This is a genomic window from Clostridium beijerinckii HUN142 (assembly GCF_000621745.1).
GTDB classification, from domain to species: Bacteria; Bacillota; Clostridia; order Clostridiales; family Clostridiaceae; genus Clostridium; species Clostridium beijerinckii_A.
In genome coordinates, this window is sequence record NZ_KK211341.1 from 1 (window position 1) to 20,627 (window position 20,627).

The following is a 20,627-nucleotide window of genomic DNA, read 5'->3' on the forward strand; positions in this document are numbered from 1 at the left end:
CCACAATCATCACATTTTAATTCAATGTAGCCATTACTTATATCCTTGCATTTCATAACTTTTTTCACTTCTGCAATAACATTAGGTCTAATTTTATTTTTATATTTTTTATAAAATTCATTCCAATTTTCTTCTAATATTATTCTTAATTTACTCTTAATCATTTCATCAATTTACCACATAAATTTACTCAATACAAGTCTACACCGCGCTTTCAGCGATCGGAATTTTTATACTTTCCTATACAACAAAAAAATAGGTGCATGGATCACCCACACACCCATAAATACAATTAATTTGTTGCAGTAACTAAAGAAATACCCTTTTCGTTTATTATTCCTAGGTCAAATCTAACATAAAGCCTTAAAGATTTTACCATTCGTTGAAAACCGTCATTAGTATATCCGAATTCTATTTGAATATTTTCATTGATCCCTAATAACATGCAATCTCTATGGAATATTAATGCTTGATCATCACTAATATTATTACTTTCTGATATTGCATATTTATCTAATGCTTTAGGCGGTGTTATATATTGCCCATTAGCGTCTATAAGCATAGCTAAATCTGTACCAACTGTTGTATTATAAACTATGTCTGTAGGCTCTATATTAGCCCCTTTAGTTGCTCCTACGCCTTTAAGTAACATGTTATAATCTACTTTACCTGTATAATCTATTTTATTTATATTATCATGTGCGACGATACCTTTAATTTCCGCTCCTAATCCTGTGCCGTATAGCATAGCATTATCGGCCTTTACTGCAATAGCTTTAGCACAAGCGTTCATTAATACATCTGATATATTAGCACTTGACAATAATTGTTCTGTTACTGGAATAAACATAGCTAAAGTTTTGCCATCTAATGTAACACCAGTAAATTCTGTTGAACTCTCTGGATATAACACTTTTCTTATTTCCTTTGGTATTACAACTCTCCCTAAATTATCAAGATTTCTTACTATCCCTGATGCTTTCATTTTTACATTCTCCTCATATAAATTATTTCTTGCATTGAATTACTCTTGTCTTTTCTTCTAATATCTCTATTTTCTTTTCTAAAATTACATTTTCATAACCTAGCTTAAGCACAATCAAGGAAACTCCTACTCACATTCGTTCATAGGAGTAAGTGCGAGCAGCCAAATATAAAAGTTCACAGAGAAAGTTCGAGTAACCAAATATAAAATTTGGACTCTCACTTTTTGGGCTCTTACTTAAGCCTATAGTTATTCCTGATATCCTTTTCGATTTCTACTACATAATCTTTTGACATTTCATATATTCTTGAAGCGACACCTTCATCAAATGCTAATAATCTATCAATAGAAAATTCGCTGCTGACTATAATAGGCAGAAAATTAAGGTACCTATAATTAATGATTTCAAACATAATATTCACGTCGGTTTCATTAACCTTTCCTTTGAAGAGGTCATCAATTAAAAGTACCTCGCATAATTGATACTTTGAAATTGTCCTAGTATAATATTCTTCATCAATCATGTTTTGTTTTATCTTTGTGATCACATCACGATAAGGCATGTATACTACTTTAATCCTTTGTTTTAAAAAGTTTAATGCAACAGCAATGCTGCAGTGTGTTTTACCGCTGCCAACCTGACCGCATAATAAAATGCTATTGCGCCTATTGTTTCTAATTTCATCAAAATCAGTACAATAAGCTGCAGCAGTATCCTTCATCCTTTGGGACGCCTGATTCCACACTAGAAAACTAGAAAAAGTAAGTTTACTTTGTTCAACATTGATTCCCGAATACTTCCATTCACTCTTTAGCTTTTCTATTTTTCTGCATTCACAAGCTACAGCAAGAGGTTGCATATGCTCCTGCTTAATAAGTATCCATCCTGTATCTGAGCATTTGTCACACCTATATAAGTTTTGCTTCAATCCTTTTTCGTTCAGCTTCTGTAAGTTTTCGTGGTTCCTTTGGCTTGAATCCTGCAAATTCATTTTTATCTGATGTGTTACTCTTTCCAGTACTTCTAAACCCATTTTTCTTTACCTCCATATGATCTTCTGGATACCCATCTCTCCTCCAGTTTTTTAATACTCCAATTGCATACTTTATGTCAGGACAATTTTTCTCAAAGCCAACATCCATAGCCATCTTAACCAACTTTTCTCCATGGATATCAATAGCTGATCTAAGTGCAACATAATCGCACCCTCCTGGTTTTCCTGTTATTTTTTCATGATAATGCATAAGCTCTAAAGCTTTAAGGTTTATGTCCTCATCTTTTCCCGATTCACTTTTAGTATTATTATGTTGCTCAAAAATATTTGACTGACTTACTTCTTCATTACAAGGCGAATCTTTATTATTTACATCGCAAGTTGAGCCTTTATTATTTATATCAAAACCATTATTCTTTTTACTCTCTATATTTTTATCTTTGTCTATCTCTTTTTTCTTTTTCTTATTCTCTATCTCTTTCTTATTCTGCTGCGTTACTGTAACGTTACCTTTATTTCGTGTAACGTTACTAATATTTTTAGTAACAATACAATTATTATCATCACTTTCTATAATGTTGTTACTGATATCTTCATTACTATTAGCAATTTCTGAACTTATATCACTAGCACCTTCATCAGTATTAGTTTTATCATTAATATCAGTATTTGTAGAAGCTTCTTCACTAGCTTCTAAATTTTCTAATAACTCATTTTTACCTAGAGCTTTGTTTTCTTCTATAATATAATTCTCAGCGTAATCTTTCTTTCGTTCTAAGTTATTAGTTTTTTTTACTTCTATATTTTCATTCAAATCTTGATTTTCTTCTAAATCTATATATTCTTCTAAGACTTCATCCTCCTGAATTTCCTCCTCATTACTTTTAGCTGCCTTCCTCTCTTCTTTCTTCTTTTCTCTATGATTTTCAACTCTTTTTCTATTTTGTTCACGGACCCTTTCCATTCCCTCTATGTTCTGATGCTTATCCCAGTTCACAATTCTAATTACTTTATCAGAAGCTATTTCAATCATGCCAAAGTTAGATAACACTTTTAATGCAATTTTAATATCCTCTAAAGGTCTAGAAAATAATACAGCTAACATTTTGACAGTAAGAGGCTTTCCTTGCGATAAGAAAACCTTTCCATTGGCATTAAGTTTTCCACCGAGTAAGAGTATTCTTATCCACACGTAATGAATTGTATCCCTCTTAGGCATTGCATCTATTAATTTCATTTTTTCATCATCATGCATATTAGTAGCTAACTTAATCCATTTAATATCTGCCATTATTTTCACGCTCCCATAAATAAAATTGCCTAAACCTTTCGAGACCATTCCATGATGGATTTAACTCAATTAACTTACAAACATATATATAACATTTAAAAATTCTAAAATTCATTTGTAAGTCCTCACTTTCTTTTTTATACATTTCTATCAAAAGTTGAATCCCTGATGCATTCTAAATCAAGGTGTATGAAAATAAATTTACATTTATATTTTTATATTTAAGATTACTATTTTCTTAATTCTTGGTGAACCATAGAAATATTTTCAAGCCATTGATGAAATAGCTTTTTATCTACCATAACCTTTTTTCCTATTTTAAAGAATGGAAAATCTGAATTCTTCTTTAATATCTCTTCTTGTAACGTATTGAGACCAATACCTGATATATAAGAACACTCTTTAAGTGTATAAGTAAGTTTATCTCCAACATTCTCTTTTTCACTATTTTTTCTTAATTCAACTAAAATTTCTTTTAATAATTCTTCCATAGCTTGTCCTCCTATAACAATAGCTATTAGCGTAACCTAATACTTTTAAATTAGAATAATTAATCTTAGATTTCTAATAATATATATAAAGTTAATTCAATTTACTTTTCAAGTAATTTATTCATAAAAAAAAATCTCTATTGGATTCTTTATATCTAATATTTTTATCATCTTATCGATTTCATTAGAACCAAATATACCTTTATTAAGTTTATTACCTAAAGTTTTTGGAGACATTCCTAATTCCCTTGCCAGCCTTTCCTGAGTATATCCCTTTGCTCTCATCTTCCCTTTTAACTCATTAATTAATATCATAAATGCTCCCCTTTCGTTACTTGTTAAGTAATATTTTATATATTATGGCTATTATTGTCAATACCTCTTACGTAACTTTTTCCATATAATAGAAAATAATTGTTGCATATCCGGAAACAGATGTTATAATAAATTAAAAATGATAATTTAATTTATTTACTACAATTCAATAAATTAAATTAATAAATATCGGATAATTTACTTACTTTTAATATGCTATGAGGAGGAAACATAAAATGGGTTTGAAAGAAAATATTAAAAATAGACGATTAGAATTGAATCTCACATTAGAAGATGTTTCTAAAAGATTATCTATTAGTAAGCCAACACTTCAAAGATATGAAAGTGGTGTAATCTCTAATATACCTTCTGACAAAATCGAAAAACTTGCAGCAATATTAGAAACAACCCCATCTATTTTAATGGGATGGGCTGAAAACAAAATAAAAACACATTTACAACTATCAGAAGAATTAGAATGTTTATTAAAAAAATATAATTCGTTAGATCATATGGGCAAACATACGGTAAGCACAGTATTAGAAATGGAATTTAATCGTTGCTCACGACTTAATAATCAGGATAAAAGCTTTTAATTTCTTGTCTATAATGGGAAGTTATTTAATTACAATAATAAATTAAAAGAAAATACAGAAATTAAATTATAGCACTTCTAATTAAGTATACAAATAAGTTCTATTACTTATATATAGCATTTTAATTATTAATTTTCATGTATAATTAATAATGCTGTATAATTCACTCTAGAGTAATACAGCACTTTCATTTCTTACTTTAAGCTATATTTTAATTTCAAGTTATTTTTAATTATATATTTCTTCTAATATCAGTATATTTAACCTTTCTATTCCTAACTTTAATGCTTTAACTATTCTAATTTCATTTATCATTTCATAACTTTTACTAAGGTTTCCCACTCATTATTGGTGTAAATGTTAATGATTTAATTTATTTATATTTTCATCTAGTTCAAATATATTAACATAAGGAGTACCTCTATAAATTCTTGCCACTCTTTTAGCCATTAACTCTGCTTGTTCTCTAATTTCTGTACAGTAAAATCCTTGACCAAAATCTTTATATAGCCTGAGTTTGCTTAAATCAATCTCCTTAATAAGGATATTTGATCCATGATATGATATAATATCAGATTAAATATCCCAAGTTATTCCTTGCAAACATAGCCATATCTTCTATTGCATCATTAATAGATAGTGTATGCCATATTTCACAGTTTTCCAAAATAAAATTAGCAAACTTATATCTATTCTTATCAATATCCTAAAAATAAATTACTGCTAAAATATACAACATTGTATAATAATTTCTCTTTTGTTATTTTAATTTATCTTTTAATATAAAAAAAGAAGTAATAGATAAGCTAAATTTACAGATTTCATTATATAATTTATTTAACATATGTTATCCTGGTATTTTAAAACCGGTTAAATTCTTTATTCATCTTGCCTATTCCAAAAATTATAACTCACTTACACTCAAACAATGGCGAGTTAAAATAAAAAGATATTAATTACTTTAAACTGAGTATAATAAATGCGAAACTAAAAACCTTAGTTAAGAGGCTCTTTATCTCGTACATTATTTATTGCTTAAAGTATATTAATATCTTCCTTTTTATAATTTTATTTAATTTGTTTTATTAGTTTCAATAGATATTCTTATTGTTTTAATTTCTCTTATAGATAGCCCAACCAATTCACTAATTAATTCGTCACTAATCCCTTAATTTATGGCTATCTTAGCAACCTCTATTGATTTTTTTAATTCACCTTGCTCAAAGCCTTGTTTATAACCATCTTCAATTAAAATAGTACTTAATTCAGTCATATACTTTCCCCAATAATACTAATTAGTTTCAATAGTTTTTCTTATTATCTGTATTTGCTCAATGGATAGTTCTGTTAATTCACTATCTAAATCCATACAATAACTAACATTTATCCATATATCTTTTATGGAGGTGATTAAATTATGGAAGTTAATGAACTAATTAACTTGATAGTTAATAATGGATTTGCTATAGCTGTTGCAGCATATTTGCTAATTAGATTAGAGAAACAAATTAGTAACTTATCTAGTTCAATTAATAAGCTTATACCATAATATCAGCTAAACTTGGGATAGCTCTAGAGGTAGATTCTAATGATGATCCTCATAAAGTAGCTTGATAAAAATGCGATAAACATTTCAAATTGTTTATCGCATTTTAATTTATTCATATTTTCTTATAAATAAGATTTTGTTCTTTTCATATCAGTAATCAAAAAGGGATTATCTTTCTTCATATTTTCAACAAGTATAACGGCTTGTGTACGATCCTCTTTCAATACTTCTAATTCTTTTTCAGTTATTCCAACCAATTGAATAAAATCAACCTTTCCATGAACAGTATCAATTTCATTAGCTTCAGTATCATTTACAATTAATAATGCTGTAATTGCTGACTCAACGCCTATATGGAGGGAAGTTCCGTTTCCAGCTATAAATTGTAATGGCTCAAAAAATCTCTTCTGTGTATATGTATATCTAGCAAGGTTAGATAGCATATCAATTGCCCACATGCACTCTTCATTTGAATCCTCTTTCAATTTTATAGTCATTTCATAGCCCCAGCCACTCCATTCACCACCAAAAGCTTCTTCATTTGTATAAAGCTCCGTCATTCCGTAAGTTAATAAATGCTTATAACCATTATTAGATTGATAAATACTATACCCATCCAAATATTGGTCTCCACCAAAAATAGCTCGTTTATGCAATTCTGTACCATAATGTGCAGGTTTCTGATTAGGATAAAGTTTGTCAAAAACTTCATCAATAGCATCCCACCCTGGTGCCCAATCTTCCTGTTCTTCAACACACTTTTTATATTCATCTAAAGTCATTTATTTTTCCTCCTAAATACCTTTAATTCTAATATAATTTATTATATTTAATTCTATATTAATATTATCGGAATTAAGATGGACAGAATAAAGCTTTTTATAGTATCCTCTATAATTTACAACTTTATATTCACTTTATTCAGTCCATCTTTTGTGATCCAATAACGTCGCTTCGCTCCTAAGGAAGTAATAGATTAAGCTAAATTTATAGCTTATAACTTTATTTTATTTAAATACATGTTGTCCTGACATTTTAAAACTCAAGTTATATTCTTTATTCAGTTTACCTATTACAAAAATTATAACTCGCTTACGCTCAAACAAAGGAAGACTTGGACAATCTTTTGTCCAAGTCACTTATTTTATAGAAGAGCAGCACAGCTGCTCTCTTGTTACTTCCCATCTATGTTTTTACACTTTTATTTTATTGTTATCCTTTATATGCTTACACTAATATAATTATAATTTATGTATTTATAGTAGTTATACCTACATACATATCTCTGAGCCTTGGCGAGTTAAAATAAAAAGATATTAATTACTTTAAGCTGAGTATAATAAATGCGAACCTAAAAACCTTAGTTAAGAGGTTCTTTATCTCGTACATTATCTATTGCTTAAAGTATATTAATATCTTCCTTTTTATAATTCTATTTAATTTGTTTTATTAGTTTCAATAGATATTCTTATTGTTTTAATTTCTCTTATAGATAGCTCAACCAATTCACTAATCAATTCGTCACTCATACCTTGATTTATGGCTATCTTAGAAACCTCTATTGATTTTTTTAATTCACCTTGCTCAAATCCTTATTTATAACCATCTTCAATTAAAATAGTACTTAATTCCGTCATATACTTTCCGCAATAATACTAATTAGTTTCAATAGTTTTTCTTATTATCTGTATTTGCTCAATGGATAGTTCTGTTAATTCACTAATTAATTCGTCACTCATTCCCTTTTTAATAGCTCTTTTAGCAATTTCTATTGAATTTTCTTGCTTTCCTTCTAATTTCCCTTCTTTTATCAAGCTTCTGCCTAATTCAGTCATTTTTATCTCCTCCCTTACTTTTTCTAAATCTTTACCTTCTAAAAATTTACTTGCAAAAGCATATAGGATTGACTCAACGTCATATCTGTAATCTTTATCTATACCTTTAACTACTCTAATTGCATTTATTATCTTATCACTTTTACTAAGCTTCCCACCCATTATTGGTGTAAATGTTAAAGATATAATATCCTGCTTGCTTAGTTCTTCTTTATTATTTATTTTATTTATTATATCATTAAAAATTGCATCTCCGTCCTTATTAGCCATTGAGATTGCATTGACTTTATAGTAATTAATTCCACTTTTATATTCATTTATAGGATCCTTAATATCCCCTGAATAAACAACGTATGTTACAACATCTTTTCCTGTTTGAAAATTAAGAAGTGCTTCATAGGTTCTAAACCTCCTTAAGTCTTCAATTCCTTTGTTAGTAGTCTGGAATTCAAAATGAATATAAGTATCATCTTCCATTAGGAAAGTATAATCCATTAGCATATTCTTTATCTCAAGAACAACAATTTCGGTAGATCCAATATCTTTTACTTTTTTATCTATACCAAAAAATTTTAGACCCTCTTCTGCAAATATATCCATTGCTCTTTTCATTATCATATCTTCATAATTTATTTGCTTCACTAATGCACCCCCCTCATGTAAAAATATTTTTTATAATAATCTATTCCTCTAATAAAACCTTACTTATATAATTTAAATTTATTAAGTTAATTTTAACATATATAAGCAAATTTCTAAATATCATAACAGCACTATGCTATATTTTTATTCATTCTTCTAGCGATATTATAATCGACATATGACTTATACAAAAGTCTATCCTTTATTATATAAACGTCAAAGCACTCATCTCTCTAACATTAAACAATTTCATGTATATTATTTTTATATTTTGTTTCTTTATATACTTTATACCGCCTAATTAATAATACTTATTTAGCTATATCTATTATATAGATTATTGCCACCTTAATAAATTGTTATCATTATTTATTTCAATAATTCCAACTATATATATTGGCATATAAACAATCAAATGAGGAGCACAATACACTATATTAGCTCCTCATTCTAAATCCTTGATAAGAACATGAATATGATTATACATTCTATATTTTATTTCATAATTTATTTTTTATCTAGGAGAGGAGGATTTCCTCCTTTCTAGAAATTCAAAATAAATTAGGCATGATTATTTAGCTATAAAACATATAATTGTTAATGTCAATATACTAAAAATCAAAAATATTAACATAAACTCATATTTATTCATGTTCTTATCACCTCTATTCTATTTTAAAATGTAAGCCTTTTATACGTGAAAATACAATTGTTTAGATAAATACATTCATTCCCAATTATTATATTCACCTGTATATTAAATATAACTATAATTCTTATCTAACACATTACAAATATAATTTCATTATTATATTTGTATTTTATTTTTCATTCTGGATTAGAATTTTCAGTTTATATATGTAGGATGATTTCAATAATTAATAAATTTACTATATTAAACTTTCCCGATTATTCCCGACTTTTTCCCGACTAAGTTCTAAATCAATATAATTTGTTATAAATATCCATATTGTTGCAACTCAGTATTTAAGCCATTATACACAGATTTATAATTAAATATAATGATATGTAATTGGTAATTTCTAGACTCAGGAGTTCGATTCTCCTATGGGTCACCAAGTTAGAAAACATCAAGGTTTTAAGTATTTAAAATCTTGATGTTTTTATTATTTTACACCATTTTTACACCATAGTTTTTTATTGAAAAATTCACATTTTTAATTTGTGTTTTTAGGTCCTGTTTCGTAATTTTATTCTAGCTAAAATTAAAAAACACCTATATTTCTATAGATGTTTTACTTCTAATTATATGAATAATTGGAATTTGAATTTTATATATGGTAGTCGAGTAGAGAAAGCTCTCACGAACTTTCCCCCTCTCAGATCCGTACGTGCCCAATTAAGGCATACGGCTCCTCATATTATTTTACAGAACTTGCTATCTATATACATTTACATTGATTTTATGCTTAGGTAAAGGATTGTACTTCATATACATTTTAAACTTCTCCAAATCAAAACTTCGCTTTTGGCTTCTGCGATTTAACCACTTGAAAAGTGCTTTCTTTATTAATATAGTGATATAATGATGTAAATTTTTCTTTTGGATTTTGTCTAGCAATTTCTGCTATCTTAAGTAATTTTGTTTCCATTAATTCATCTACTCCTGTGTGCAGTTAATGTTTCCTTAGTTAAGACAATAATATGTAATCTCCTTCCCTACTTTGGCATTACCCACTATCATTGGTACTATGAGATTATCCGACTCCCCATCAACCTTTTAATATTCTTCCTTTTTATCGGTTGTTTATTATACTCATTTTTTTGAGCGCTGATAAGGTCTCCTGAGTTGCTATGTAATCATTGTATAGCATGCTTGGCTCTTTGACCCCGAGGAAGTTATAGTAGACTCGTCATTATCACCTACTATAATATTGCTTTCCAGAGAACCGACACCGTCAGCTTTCCCCAATTTATACTTATTACGAGGCTCATTCACATTCAAGCCTACTACCTAACTGTCAACGCTTAAAATAAATAGTTACCTATTTATTTCAATGACTCGCTACTGAATGATTTGACTTAATCTTTTCAGAATGGATTTCCACCATTTAAATTACACAGCCTTGCTCAACCGCACTGGTTCACCATTCATTATCCTAAATCATCTTCTAATATTAATTCTTTTTATCCCATTACATCAACTACCAATTCTAGACATTATGCGAAACTAATTTAGACTCTAAAAACATTTTATTGCAAAATAACTAAATTTATCCCACTGAAAAAAATTACTCTTTTCGAATTTATATAATATAGGTTTTAATTTGAGGTTATTAATCAAAATAATTTCAAAATTAAATCTTTATATTCCAAGTAAGTGTATTAACATGATTTTTTGGCTCTAAAGAGTCATTAAATAAATACCTGTGAGTTGCACTCTCCCCTATGGGGTGAATGTGTCTTATGGATTTTCATTAAAATTTAAAGGAGTGATGTATTATGAAACACGAGAAATTAAAAAAACTAGTTACTCTCACTTTAGTAATTGGACTTACATTAACTGAAATGCCGATGCTTGCTAAGGCAGCAACAACAAATTCAACAATAACTACAAATCCAGCAAAACTTGCGAATCTAACGAAGACATCAGTATCAAAGCCTAGTGAAGTTCCAAGTAACATATGGAAATATGCATATAATGTAGATAAGAAATTTAGTAAGAATGGAGATTTTGCATTATTATTATGTGCAGTTATAAAAAAAGAGAGTAATTTTGGTGCAGGTTTATCTGGCAGTCCCTCATCTGGCGATGGATTAATGCAAGTGGAACCAAGTACAAGAAATGCATATGCAGCAAAGTTTAAATCAACATATGGACGAACTTATAATCATGGAAATCTTCAAGATCAGGTAGCATTAGGTGGATTGATTATAAAGGAGATGGTTGATCAATTTGGTGGTGTATATAATGGTTTATTGCATTATAATGGAGGTCCAAACTGGTATCCAGGTTGCACAGACTCATATGGTCGACCAATCCTAGCTGATCAATATGCAAACGCAGTATATAAAACATATAAAAACTATGGCGGAAAGAAATAACAAACAAAATAAGTGGACAAGTTTATTAAATTCCAATATATAATTGACTTTTTTAATTGGGAGTTTCTTGGACTTAGTGTGAAATTGATATAGTTATTTGAATTGATAAATATGATAGGACTGTTCTCATTATTTTTTGAGAACAGTCCTATTTTTTAGCCTATAACCTTTTTTGCCATATTAATCATATCTTCTTAACTTAATTCAGTATAATCCCTATTCAAGATGCAATAAGATATTCCATCTTCATACCATGTAACTGACTGATTTTGACTAACTTTTGTTTCTTCACTTCCATATCCAATTTGAAGAATTCCTTTATCTTCTAATTCTTTTTCTTCTTCTGTTGGCTTATAACCTTCTTGAACTGCCTTATATTGATTACTAGTATATTCAATCTTTATTCCATTATAGTCTATTGATATAACATTTTTTGATGGGTTTTCATTTAAATACTTCTGATTTATTTTTTTGCATATCTCCATGCAATTCTTGTAAGCATTTTAAAAAACCATGATTTGAAATGCTCTGGATTTCTAAGATTTTTTACATTCTTATAACAGCTTATAAATGCTTCTTGTACAATATCTTCACTTGTATGCTTACTACCTGTAATAAGATATACGTATAATAACTTATTTTCATACCTTAAATTTATCATCTCATTAATCCGATCCTTTCGATTTTAAATTCAAGATTTTCTTTACGCGTATCGCCAATATTTAATTTGCGTGATTTATCCTGTTTATGAAGATTGCAATAATACTTGTAAGCTATGTTTAAATCTGAAAATACTTCTACTATTGCTAAATCTTCAACAATTAATTTATTATCTTTCTCATATTGTTTTAAGCCATCAAATACGATCCATTTATTAGGATAAGTTTTTCTTACTTCATTCCATAGCATATATTAAAACCTCCTTTTATGATATTATTTTTTAACTTATTGTTTTGTCGCACATATTCAACTTAACACATTGTCTATACTGTAATTATAACCTATATTTAAATTTCTTAAAACATCTTAAATTCTCGCGTCCATAGATTTTTATTTATTATAATTTCTTAGTGTTAAAGATTAAAATTATGCCTTATTCAAAACTAAAATCATTTACTATCTCTGTGGTTTTCTCTATATAACTATCGGCAACTTTATCTATTCCATCACAAATGTATTTCAAGCTACATCCTTGGCATTTATCTAATATCCCATCCTCTAATAAAGAACATCCAAGTTCATCATTAAAAGTAGAATTTCTAATTGCTAAAGCTATTTGCTTTTTATCAAAAACCTCTCCTTCTTCTGAATTAAGTTTAATTTCATCTTTAATCATTTTTTCAACACACTCCAATAATTTATTTACAGCTTTAAAATTTAGCAGCTGCTATTATGGATATATGTTTTATACTGTAACATAACATTAAAATCATGATTAAATTTGTATGTATAATCTCTTACCCCGCATTTTACAAGCAAATTCTTATATTCTTAAGTTCTCGTATTCTTAAATTCCATTATTCTCAAGTTCTTTTATTCTAAAATTCTAAAAAATATACACCTTAAAAAAAAGCAGCTATGCTGCAATTAGGACCATTATATATAAATTCTTTAGAATTTTAGAATCTCTAATAAATAACCATATATCTTTTACGAGGATACATAAAAATACTACTAAGGAGGGTATATAATTTATGGCTAGAATAAAAACAGCAAAGGTTCCTAAAAATGATTTTGAATATGATGAAGGTGAAGTATATGGATTTACTAGCGAAACTCCTATAGCTGGTGACTGCATTTCTTCATTCTTCTTTGATGATGATTTTGATACGATTCAAACCAATTCTGAATATAAATCTAATAATACTGCAATTCAAGAAGATCCTAAAAACAATACTCAAACTAATACAGCTTCAACTAGTAACAGCAATTTTAAAAATAATATAACTAACTCCATAGAAATAAAAAATACTTTAAACTCTACAAAATACTTATTTGATAATAGAAGAACTCCACTACCTAATGGTGCCACTCCTGCCATTGATGGTGAAACTCCAACTATTAAGAGAAGCTACACCCTTAGAAGTTCTACTATAAGAAAAATAAATGAATTAAAGAGCATACATCCAGATATTAATGTATGTGTCAGTACCATAGTTGATATTGCTATAGAACATTATCATAACCATATTGTAAATGAAGGCGGCATTCAATAATTTAATTTATCTATTGTAATTTCAAATAATTATTTGTTCTCTAACATGAACTAATATACTTTATTTCATATATCCTTTATAGGAGGTGATGAGTTTATGGAAGTAAATCAATTAATGGATCTTATTGTTAATAATGGCTTTGCAATAGCTGTTGCAGCATATTTGCTAATACGCTTAGAAAAACAAATTAATAACTTATCTAGTTCAATTAATAAATTAAACACCATAATATCAACTAAGCTTGGAGTTGTTATAGATAATGATGATTCTAATAAAGTGGCGTGAGAAAAAGGCGATAAACATTTTGTTTTAAGTGTTTATCGCCTTTAAATTTGTTTGTATTAGGACACCGAAACTAAGTAGTTTAATTTGAATTTAAATTATAAAATGATACAAAGTTTACAAGAACACAAAGAACTCAACTATAAATTGGAATTTATCTTTTAGTTAATTATAGCATGTTTTGCAAATATAATAGTATTGAATTTTCAAGAACAATATTTTCATTAATTGCTACATTATTTGATTAAGACGTTTTAAAATATAAAATACTAGAAAAAGTTTCTAGATATACTAATACAATGATGAGTGTGATTTTTCATTGTTATTTATGGCTGTAATAATAAAAGGGAAAACCTTCATTATATGTGAAAATATGATATTCCCATACGTGAATGTGGCAAATATTTAACATTAATATTTTCTCCTACTCTAAAATCATATGATGGCTGATTAAAAAAAGTAATAGTTATATTTTCATTTTTAATATTATCATGCATAGTAAGTTCTGTTTCCATTGTTCTATACTTTAAATTTGTACGTTTCAATTCGGCTGATACAACTGGGCCATTAATCTCGCTATAAGATCTCGTTATCATTGTATATATATCCATGTCTAAAGGTAATGCTAAATTTATAAAAATCAAGCCAAATCCTAGGGCGAATCCAATAAAAGCTATAATTCCTATGGCCTTTTGATCTATGTCAGTATTAAATAGTATTAATATACTTAAAATTAATGCAGCTATAAGGAAAGTTAGGATAGATGCATAATTAGTCATTATAAAATAAAGCCAATACTTTGTTACATTTCCAACAAAATAAGTAGCTACTGCACATGTACAAACTAAAAGAGTAATTATAATAAAACTATATGATATAATTTTTGATTTTCCTAATTTTCTTATATTTTTTTTCATACTTTTACTCCAAATCTAAATTATTGTCTCATAATTATAACTTATTTTATTATATCTGGTAGAGTATATATTCCCCAATAAATGGATAAATTGTAATTTTTGAAGAAGAGCTCGGAAGACTGCTTATGTAAACAATTGGTTTTAATGATGCTTATGAAAATTTCTATATAAATGAGTAGCATGCATATTACCCCTATGTATGTTACTATTTGTTATACTTGCATTGTTTTTAGGTTATACATTATTAAATAGAAGAACGTATCAACGGTTGATACGCCTTTTAAGTATAACCACTCCTTAAATAATTTTCATTTTAATTATGTAAATATGATCTATTCTCCCAATGCAAATTTATTATTTGTAAGATTTAGTTTAAAGTTTGAAAACTAAATATTATACTCAGAATGTGCTATTTTTTCTTAAGTATCAGATGATGAAAAGAGGCAACTGCTTTAAATTCATCTCTTTCACAAACATTCTGCTCCATGGCAATCATTTGTTTCTGCCATTTTTCATCTTTTTGTATATCTTGATTTTGTTGTAAATCCCAAAATGTTCTCATTCCTAATATCTTTTCTATTTCAAAATCATTTGACCACTTTAGAATATCCATATCATCATAGTAGTGAATATCTCCAAACTTTTCTGTCTTTCCATTCTTTCCTTCTAATAATTCATTAGCATGCTCAAAATTATTTAATAAAACAACCATCTGCATAATTCTTCCTACTCTATTATGTTTCAATATAGAAAGCACTCCATCTTTTTTTAGAATCCTTGCAAATTCCTTAGCAATATCTTCTCTTTGTAGAGCATATTCAAAAACATTATGACATAATATAACATCAAATGATTCATCTTCAAATTCTTTCAGAGCCTGCATATCTCCATGTATTTGAGTATAGTCATTATCCGTAATTCTTTCTGAAAGCATTTTATTATCTGGTTCAATTGCAACAACTTCATTGTCCCTTGCAAAATGTGAAGCTGTTATTCCCATTCCACTTCCAAAATCCAATATTTTTTTATTATGTATAAAACTTAACTGATTCCATGTTATTTGCTTTTGCAATAATTCCCATACTGGAATACTTGTACTATCCATTTGTATCTTCCCCCACAAATTATAATTTACCTTTTGGTTAATTATAACATATTTGAATATATAATATTGTCTAACTAAATCTTAATCTGTCATTATACTGACACAATAATACACTATAATAAAGTTATAAGATTGATAAAACTTTTTTTCATAAATATTTACCCTATTATAAAGAAGCAACATTCATATTCCCCTATGAAATGTTGCTTTTTCTTTATGTTCTATACTTTTAAATTATTATTCTTATTAAAAAAGGAATATATTAATATACTTCAAGCAAAAGAAAATCTATGTATTAAAGAATTTCATTTAATATAACTCTTACCTCTCCTATATTCTTTTCAGCTTGAACTAATTAATATCTTCTGATTATGATCGTTACACTCGTAAGTTAATGTTTTCCTCATCCATCCGGCTTACTTTAAATTCACTTCTAAACTTTAATTCCAGAAAGAGTCAATCCGTAATACCAATTCGCTCTGCTATATTGGCATTACATTGACACTTTCTTCATCAATTGCTCTAAGTGTAGAGGCAGGATTAAAGGCTGAGCCAATCCCATAGTTAATGTTTCTTTAAGTAAAAGGAGTTAAGATGGACAGAATAAAGCTATTTATAGTTACGACGTATTTTAAAATTTAGCTATAGCTTCAATCAGCATAGTTCCATAAAAATAGAATGATCTACTAGTGTGAATAGATCATTCTGAATACTAGTTATTAATTATTTAATTTAGCTGTAAATAATTAATTAACTACTTTATGTTTTTATATTACACGGGGATTATGTCAGTAATATGACATAATATAATTTTCTTTCTTATAATGAAAATCACAATAAGATTCACTTTTTCCTAATGAGAACTGCCGTGTAAGCACCAAACCTCCTAGTTGAACCATATCAAAATCATGGGTACACATTACCGATATATTTCTTATATTTCAATATTTTCAAACTAACAACATATCACACAAGCATCAAAATATTGAGAAAAACTATTTATATCAGATCCAACCTCATAACTAAATTTCCATGTATAATAATTAGTTTTTGTCTGACTGTTTTTGCCTGTTGTGGTAATTTTGCCTTTGCTTCTTCAATGAACGTATTTATTTTTAAATTCTTAATTACTGAAATTAATTTTACAGTTTGGTAATGCATTCTCCAATGTTTTTTTATCTGTATCACTTATTTTAACAGCAGTTAATTCAAGTTCCTGTAAGTTAATTAATCCTTTTAAGTCACTTATATCTTTTATTTCAGTAAAAGCTAAATCAAGTCTCTTTAAATTAGTTAATTCCTTTAATGCACTTATATCTCTTACATTGGTTCCAGTTAAAGAAAGCTGCTGTAAATTAGTTAATCCTTTTAATTTGCTTATATCACTTACATTGGTTCCAGTTAAATAAAGTTCTTTTAAATTACTTAAAGTTTCAATTCCGCTTATATCTTCAATTTGTTTATCTGGCACATCAAGCGAAGTAATTTTTTCAACATCACTTTCATATAAATCTCCTGTAGGTTTATTTATTTTATATCTTACTCTTCGTTCTAATTTCTTATCTGAAAATGTTACTATCTGCTCATTACCATTTTCATTAACGTTTGTGCTTACATTATTTATATTTGCAGATGCATTTTGATTCACTGCTGATGATTGACCATTTAATATTATGTTACTTTCATTTATACCACCTTTAAGTAATAATTGCTTTGTTCTTTCACTCTCTACATGAAATGTACTTTCACACAGATGAAATGCAAGACTTCCTATACTTGTTACACTACTAGGTATTGTTATATCTGTTGCACTATTACAACTCTCAAATGCACAAACTCCTATACTTGTTACACCATTTGGTATTATTATACTTGTTAAATTGACACACCCAGCAAATGCAAAATCCCCTATGCTTGTTACACCATTTGGCATTGTTATGCTTTCTAATTTACTATCCTCGAATACCTTTTCTCCTATACGTTTTACTTGAACACCATCAATTTCACTTGGTATAACTAATGAAGTAGTACATTTATCATCATTATATTTTACTATTGTGCCAGTTGATTTATCAAACATCAAGTTTCCACTTGTTGTAAGTTCTGACCATACACCACTGGAATTTAGATAATACCCTTGAATCATTATTTCTTTGGCCATATAACCACTAGGATAGAAATAATACCATTTACCATCAATTTGTTTCCATCCAGTATACCAGGAATCTCCATCTGTATACCACCATCCCTTATTATCTTGTCTCCACTGTGCACTTGCACCTGTTGGATTTAATGCTAATACTGAAGCTGCTACTAATAAACTTGCTATTACTTTTGTTAATTTCAATTTTCTCATCATTCATTCCCCTTATCCTCATTTTTAACTTATTATATCATAATTACCATTTTTTAACTTAATACACAATAAAATTGTATAAAATCAAATAACATTAATGGTATTATAACCTTCTCATAAGTGCACTTTTAATGCCTTTCTTCTTTCACACACTTAATAACAATTTAACCTATAATAAGACTTTTCATTTTCACTTTACTGCTCATCTACAGACTATGCATTACTGTTCTTAATATTAAATTACTTTTATTCCACTGGGCGCCATCACCTTCCAACAAACTTTATCTCTATACTGCGAAAGCAAGTCCAAGGCGTCTTTTTCTTTATGCGTATGCATCACTTCTCCACAAATCATATAATAAAACAAACAGGACTTCTCCATAATCTTCAGAATAATATACATTTCATCTGCTTTCTATTGTTCATGGGATTTAAGGCACAGCCTTTAATCCCGTCACTACACTTAAGCCAACATCTTAAGAAAGTGTCAATGTGATACTAGGAGCAAAGCTCCTTAGTATTACATATTGACTCTTTCTGGAGTTAGAATTTAGAAGTAAATTCAAAGGATCCTCTTTAAAAAGAAAAACATTAACTTTTATTCCTGCTCTCACATTTAACAAATACTTTATCTGCGCATGCAGCATTATTTCAAGTATTATGATATACAAAAACTATAGTAGCACCTTCTCTATAATCTGCACTTGCCCCCCATTACCACAAAAAAGGCATGTACATTTAGCTAAATAACGTTTCCCGAAGTGTCCCAGCCGAAATTAAGGAATACACCCTAGATTTTCATAAATTCCAGCAACACAAAAAGGCCATAAAAATTCATGGCCTTTAATATTTTAGCTCGGACATTTTCTGGACAACGACTTATTTAGCGAAGTGTACTTGCCTTTTTGCGCTCCATCGGGTACCCAATAAAGGACTAGTCTAATGCATAATATCTCTTAGTATATAGGAGGTTGAAGCTTGCCGGAAAACTCCTATATTCTTAGAAATATATGCTGTATGACATGTCCTTTTTTGGGTGATGGATAAAGCGCCCAAATAAAATATATAAATAGCAAATTATTGTATACTAGTAATAACGTATATACCTATAACATCATATATAACAATGCATAGTTAAGACTATCAAACCTTATATCAAATATACTCATATAAATTTATAAAGAGCACCCATTGCTCTTTATAAATTTATTCCTTGCTGCCGCAGGCTACAACAAAACAATGAGAAGTACAAGCTATAAGAGCAAAATATATAATTTCTAAATGCGCCATTAAACATTTATAATATATTTTATTCTAATATACGCATTAGCTTGTACTTCTCTTCCTTTGTCTGAGCCTTGGCGAGTTAAAATAAAAAGATATTAATAACTTTAAGCTGAGTATAATATATGCGAACCTAAAAACCTTCGTTTAGAGGTTCTATCTCTCGTACATAGTCTATTGCTTAAAGTATATTAATATCTTCCTTTTTATGATTTTATTTAATTTGTTTTATTAGTTTCAATAGCTATTCTTATTATCTTAATTTCCCTTATAGATAGCCCAACCAATTCACTAATTAATTCATCACTCATATCTTCGTTTATGGCTCTTTTAGCTGTTTCTATTTCATTTTCTAGCTTACCGTCTTTAAAGCCTTCTTCAAATAAACTCTTACCTAATTCAGTCATAATACTTATGTCCTTAATTACTATATTTTAAGGCTTTTCTTATTGCCTCAATTTCTTCATTTGATAGCCCAGTCAAATCACTTATTATGCTATTGTCCATTCCTTTTTTGATAGCATTTTTTACAATCTCAATAGTCTTTTTATTTTCCCCTTCAACTATTCCTTTTTCTATTCCCTTTTCCATGCCTTCTTCAATTAAGCTTCTACCTAATTCAGTCATTTTTATCTCCTCCCTTACTTTTTCTAAATCTTTACCTTCTAAAAATTTACTTGCAAAAGCATATAGGATTGACTC

24 protein-coding genes and 4 pseudogenes are annotated in these 20,627 nt (G+C 28.3%); 5 read left to right on the top strand and 23 right to left on the bottom strand.

Going from position 1 to position 20,627, the window contains the following annotated elements:
• From T483_RS30785 to T483_RS0127685, 7 genes and pseudogenes are all read right to left on the bottom strand, one after another.
• On the bottom strand, nt 1–164 hold a 164-nt coding region (locus tag T483_RS30785), incomplete at its 3' end, for a transposase zinc-binding domain-containing protein (RefSeq protein WP_196244932.1).
• Between the two features lie 128 nt (nt 165–292).
• The gene (locus tag T483_RS32355; protein WP_431603164.1) at nt 293–934 is read right to left on the bottom strand and encodes a phage major capsid protein; all 642 of its coding nucleotides are present in this window, start codon (nt 932–934) and stop codon (nt 293–295) included.
• A pseudogene (locus T483_RS32705) lies at nt 908–985 on the bottom strand (AbrB/MazE/SpoVT family DNA-binding domain-containing protein); the annotation flags it as partial. The gene T483_RS32355 and the pseudogene T483_RS32705, both read right to left, overlap by 27 nt.
• A gap of 233 nt (nt 986–1,218) precedes the next feature.
• On the bottom strand, nt 1,219–1,845 hold the full coding sequence (locus T483_RS0127670; protein ID WP_026889738.1) for an ATP-binding protein: 627 nt from the start codon (nt 1,843–1,845) through the stop codon (nt 1,219–1,221).
• Nucleotides 1,846–1,894: 49 nt separating this feature from the next.
• Nucleotides 1,895–3,271 (bottom strand): phage replisome organizer N-terminal domain-containing protein, encoded by a 1,377-nt coding sequence (locus T483_RS0127675; protein ID WP_026889739.1) that lies wholly within the window; start codon nt 3,269–3,271, stop codon nt 1,895–1,897.
• Between the two features lie 230 nt (nt 3,272–3,501).
• Nucleotides 3,502–3,762, bottom strand: coding sequence for an excisionase (locus T483_RS0127680; RefSeq protein ID WP_026889740.1), 261 nt, complete (start codon nt 3,760–3,762; stop codon nt 3,502–3,504).
• A gap of 117 nt (nt 3,763–3,879) precedes the next feature.
• On the bottom strand, nt 3,880–4,077 hold the full coding sequence (locus T483_RS0127685) for a DUF739 family protein (RefSeq protein ID WP_026889741.1): 198 nt from the start codon (nt 4,075–4,077) through the stop codon (nt 3,880–3,882).
• A gap of 236 nt (nt 4,078–4,313) precedes the next feature.
• Here T483_RS0127685 and T483_RS0127690 point away from each other — a divergent pair, with 236 nt between their 5' ends.
• Complete coding sequence (locus tag T483_RS0127690) at nt 4,314–4,673, top strand: helix-turn-helix domain-containing protein (protein ID WP_026889742.1); 360 nt, start codon at nt 4,314–4,316, stop codon at nt 4,671–4,673.
• Nucleotides 4,674–5,033: 360 nt separating this feature from the next.
• Here T483_RS0127690 and T483_RS32710 read toward each other — a convergent pair whose 3' ends face one another.
• Together T483_RS32710 and T483_RS32715 are read right to left on the bottom strand one after the other, a co-directional pair.
• On the bottom strand, nt 5,034–5,243 hold the full coding sequence (locus T483_RS32710) for a DUF3990 domain-containing protein (protein ID WP_080697196.1): 210 nt from the start codon (nt 5,241–5,243) through the stop codon (nt 5,034–5,036).
• Nucleotide 5,244: 1 nt separating this feature from the next.
• Nucleotides 5,245–5,376, bottom strand: a complete 132-nt coding sequence (locus T483_RS32715) for a DUF3791 domain-containing protein (protein ID WP_155268558.1) — start codon at nt 5,374–5,376, stop codon at nt 5,245–5,247.
• Nucleotides 5,377–6,090: 714 nt separating this feature from the next.
• Here T483_RS32715 and T483_RS29925 point away from each other — a divergent pair.
• Nucleotides 6,091–6,287 (top strand): annotated as a pseudogene (locus T483_RS29925) (YvrJ family protein).
• Nucleotides 6,288–6,344: 57 nt separating this feature from the next.
• Here T483_RS29925 and T483_RS0127705 read toward each other — a convergent pair.
• The 4 genes from T483_RS0127705 to T483_RS31390 form a co-directional block, all read right to left on the bottom strand.
• The gene (locus T483_RS0127705; RefSeq protein WP_026889743.1) at nt 6,345–7,004 is read right to left on the bottom strand and encodes a suppressor of fused domain protein; all 660 of its coding nucleotides are present in this window, start codon (nt 7,002–7,004) and stop codon (nt 6,345–6,347) included.
• A gap of 873 nt (nt 7,005–7,877) precedes the next feature.
• Nucleotides 7,878–8,699 (bottom strand): hypothetical protein, encoded by an 822-nt coding sequence (locus T483_RS0127710; RefSeq protein ID WP_026889744.1) that lies wholly within the window; start codon nt 8,697–8,699, stop codon nt 7,878–7,880.
• Nucleotides 8,700–10,174: 1,475 nt separating this feature from the next.
• Nucleotides 10,175–10,312, bottom strand: coding sequence for a hypothetical protein (locus T483_RS31385; RefSeq protein WP_173706884.1), 138 nt, complete (start codon nt 10,310–10,312; stop codon nt 10,175–10,177).
• Between the two features lie 200 nt (nt 10,313–10,512).
• Complete coding sequence (locus T483_RS31390; protein WP_155268553.1) at nt 10,513–10,659, bottom strand: hypothetical protein; 147 nt, start codon at nt 10,657–10,659, stop codon at nt 10,513–10,515.
• A 503-nt stretch (nt 10,660–11,162) separates the two neighbouring features.
• Here T483_RS31390 and T483_RS0127725 point away from each other — a divergent pair.
• On the top strand, nt 11,163–11,765 hold the full coding sequence (locus tag T483_RS0127725) for a transglycosylase SLT domain-containing protein (protein ID WP_026889745.1): 603 nt from the start codon (nt 11,163–11,165) through the stop codon (nt 11,763–11,765).
• Between the two features lie 194 nt (nt 11,766–11,959).
• Here the strand turns inward: T483_RS0127725 and T483_RS0127730 are convergent, their stop codons facing one another.
• The 4 genes and pseudogenes from T483_RS0127730 to T483_RS0127745 all read right to left on the bottom strand — a co-directional run bounded on the left by T483_RS0127730 (nt 11,960) and on the right by T483_RS0127745 (nt 13,101).
• Nucleotides 11,960–12,250, bottom strand: coding sequence for a hypothetical protein (locus T483_RS0127730; RefSeq protein ID WP_026889746.1), 291 nt, complete (start codon nt 12,248–12,250; stop codon nt 11,960–11,962).
• A pseudogene (locus T483_RS29930) lies at nt 12,232–12,426 on the bottom strand (RNA polymerase sigma factor); the annotation flags it as partial. The gene T483_RS0127730 and the pseudogene T483_RS29930, both read right to left, overlap by 19 nt.
• A complete protein-coding gene (locus tag T483_RS0127740; RefSeq protein WP_026889748.1) occupies nt 12,423–12,674 on the bottom strand; it encodes a hypothetical protein in 252 nt (83 codons plus the stop codon). The pseudogene T483_RS29930 and the gene T483_RS0127740, both read right to left, overlap by 4 nt.
• A gap of 184 nt (nt 12,675–12,858) precedes the next feature.
• A complete protein-coding gene (locus T483_RS0127745; protein ID WP_026889749.1) occupies nt 12,859–13,101 on the bottom strand; it encodes a hypothetical protein in 243 nt (80 codons plus the stop codon).
• Between the two features lie 358 nt (nt 13,102–13,459).
• Here T483_RS0127745 and T483_RS0127750 point away from each other — a divergent pair, with 358 nt between their 5' ends.
• Together T483_RS0127750 and T483_RS0127755 are read left to right on the top strand one after the other, a co-directional pair.
• A complete protein-coding gene (locus T483_RS0127750) occupies nt 13,460–13,981 on the top strand; it encodes a hypothetical protein (RefSeq protein ID WP_026889750.1) in 522 nt (173 codons plus the stop codon).
• A 96-nt stretch (nt 13,982–14,077) separates the two neighbouring features.
• Nucleotides 14,078–14,266: a YvrJ family protein gene (locus tag T483_RS0127755; RefSeq protein ID WP_026889751.1), complete on the top strand. Its 189-nt coding sequence runs from the start codon at nt 14,078–14,080 to the stop codon at nt 14,264–14,266.
• A gap of 356 nt (nt 14,267–14,622) precedes the next feature.
• On the opposite strand, the gene T483_RS0127760 is transcribed toward T483_RS0127755, so the two are convergent.
• From T483_RS0127760 to T483_RS32360, 6 genes and pseudogenes are all read right to left on the bottom strand, one after another.
• Nucleotides 14,623–15,180 (bottom strand): hypothetical protein, encoded by a 558-nt coding sequence (locus tag T483_RS0127760; protein ID WP_026889752.1) that lies wholly within the window; start codon nt 15,178–15,180, stop codon nt 14,623–14,625.
• Nucleotides 15,181–15,589: 409 nt separating this feature from the next.
• Nucleotides 15,590–16,285 (bottom strand): class I SAM-dependent methyltransferase, encoded by a 696-nt coding sequence (locus tag T483_RS0127765; RefSeq protein ID WP_026889753.1) that lies wholly within the window; start codon nt 16,283–16,285, stop codon nt 15,590–15,592.
• 1,123 nt (nt 16,286–17,408) lie between these two features.
• On the bottom strand, nt 17,409–18,641 hold the full coding sequence (locus tag T483_RS0127775) for a leucine-rich repeat protein (RefSeq protein ID WP_026889754.1): 1,233 nt from the start codon (nt 18,639–18,641) through the stop codon (nt 17,409–17,411).
• Nucleotides 18,642–18,876: 235 nt separating this feature from the next.
• Complete coding sequence (locus T483_RS31395; RefSeq protein WP_155268554.1) at nt 18,877–19,023, bottom strand: hypothetical protein; 147 nt, start codon at nt 19,021–19,023, stop codon at nt 18,877–18,879.
• 1,120 nt (nt 19,024–20,143) lie between these two features.
• Entirely contained in the window at nt 20,144–20,332 is a 189-nt protein-coding gene (locus T483_RS0127785; protein ID WP_026889755.1) for a hypothetical protein, read from the bottom strand.
• 13 nt (nt 20,333–20,345) lie between these two features.
• Nucleotides 20,346–20,627: pseudogene (locus T483_RS32360) on the bottom strand (hypothetical protein); the annotation flags it as partial.

Excerpts from the sequence above, each read along its gene's own strand:
- T483_RS0127755 (WP_026889751.1), top strand. The coding sequence starts at position 14,078 with ATGGAAGTAAATCAATTAATGGATCTTATTGTTAATAATGGCTTTGCA.
- T483_RS0127730 (WP_026889746.1), bottom strand. The coding sequence starts at position 12,250 with ATGGAGATATGCAAAAAAATAAATCAGAAGTATTTAAATGAAAACCCA.
- T483_RS31395 (WP_155268554.1), bottom strand. The coding sequence starts at position 19,023 with ATGGAGAAGTCCTGTTTGTTTTATTATATGATTTGTGGAGAAGTGATG.
- T483_RS0127750 (WP_026889750.1), top strand. The coding sequence starts at position 13,460 with ATGGCTAGAATAAAAACAGCAAAGGTTCCTAAAAATGATTTTGAATAT.
- T483_RS0127705 (WP_026889743.1), bottom strand. The coding sequence starts at position 7,004 with ATGACTTTAGATGAATATAAAAAGTGTGTTGAAGAACAGGAAGATTGG.
- T483_RS0127680 (WP_026889740.1), bottom strand. The coding sequence starts at position 3,762 with ATGGAAGAATTATTAAAAGAAATTTTAGTTGAATTAAGAAAAAATAGT.
- T483_RS0127740 (WP_026889748.1), bottom strand. The coding sequence starts at position 12,674 with ATGCTATGGAATGAAGTAAGAAAAACTTATCCTAATAAATGGATCGTA.
- T483_RS0127765 (WP_026889753.1), bottom strand. The coding sequence starts at position 16,285 with ATGGATAGTACAAGTATTCCAGTATGGGAATTATTGCAAAAGCAAATA.
- T483_RS0127785 (WP_026889755.1), bottom strand. The coding sequence starts at position 20,332 with ATGACTGAATTAGGTAAGAGTTTATTTGAAGAAGGCTTTAAAGACGGT.
- T483_RS0127670 (WP_026889738.1), bottom strand. The coding sequence starts at position 1,845 with ATGCAACCTCTTGCTGTAGCTTGTGAATGCAGAAAAATAGAAAAGCTA.
- T483_RS0127745 (WP_026889749.1), bottom strand. The coding sequence starts at position 13,101 with ATGATTAAAGATGAAATTAAACTTAATTCAGAAGAAGGAGAGGTTTTT.
- T483_RS0127675 (WP_026889739.1), bottom strand. The coding sequence starts at position 3,271 with ATGGCAGATATTAAATGGATTAAGTTAGCTACTAATATGCATGATGAT.
- T483_RS0127690 (WP_026889742.1), top strand. The coding sequence starts at position 4,314 with ATGGGTTTGAAAGAAAATATTAAAAATAGACGATTAGAATTGAATCTC.
- T483_RS0127725 (WP_026889745.1), top strand. The coding sequence starts at position 11,163 with ATGAAACACGAGAAATTAAAAAAACTAGTTACTCTCACTTTAGTAATT.
- T483_RS31385 (WP_173706884.1), bottom strand. The coding sequence starts at position 10,312 with ATGGAAACAAAATTACTTAAGATAGCAGAAATTGCTAGACAAAATCCA.
- T483_RS0127760 (WP_026889752.1), bottom strand. The coding sequence starts at position 15,180 with ATGAAAAAAAATATAAGAAAATTAGGAAAATCAAAAATTATATCATAT.
- T483_RS0127685 (WP_026889741.1), bottom strand. The coding sequence starts at position 4,077 with ATGATATTAATTAATGAGTTAAAAGGGAAGATGAGAGCAAAGGGATAT.
- T483_RS0127775 (WP_026889754.1), bottom strand. The coding sequence starts at position 18,641 with ATGAGAAAATTGAAATTAACAAAAGTAATAGCAAGTTTATTAGTAGCA.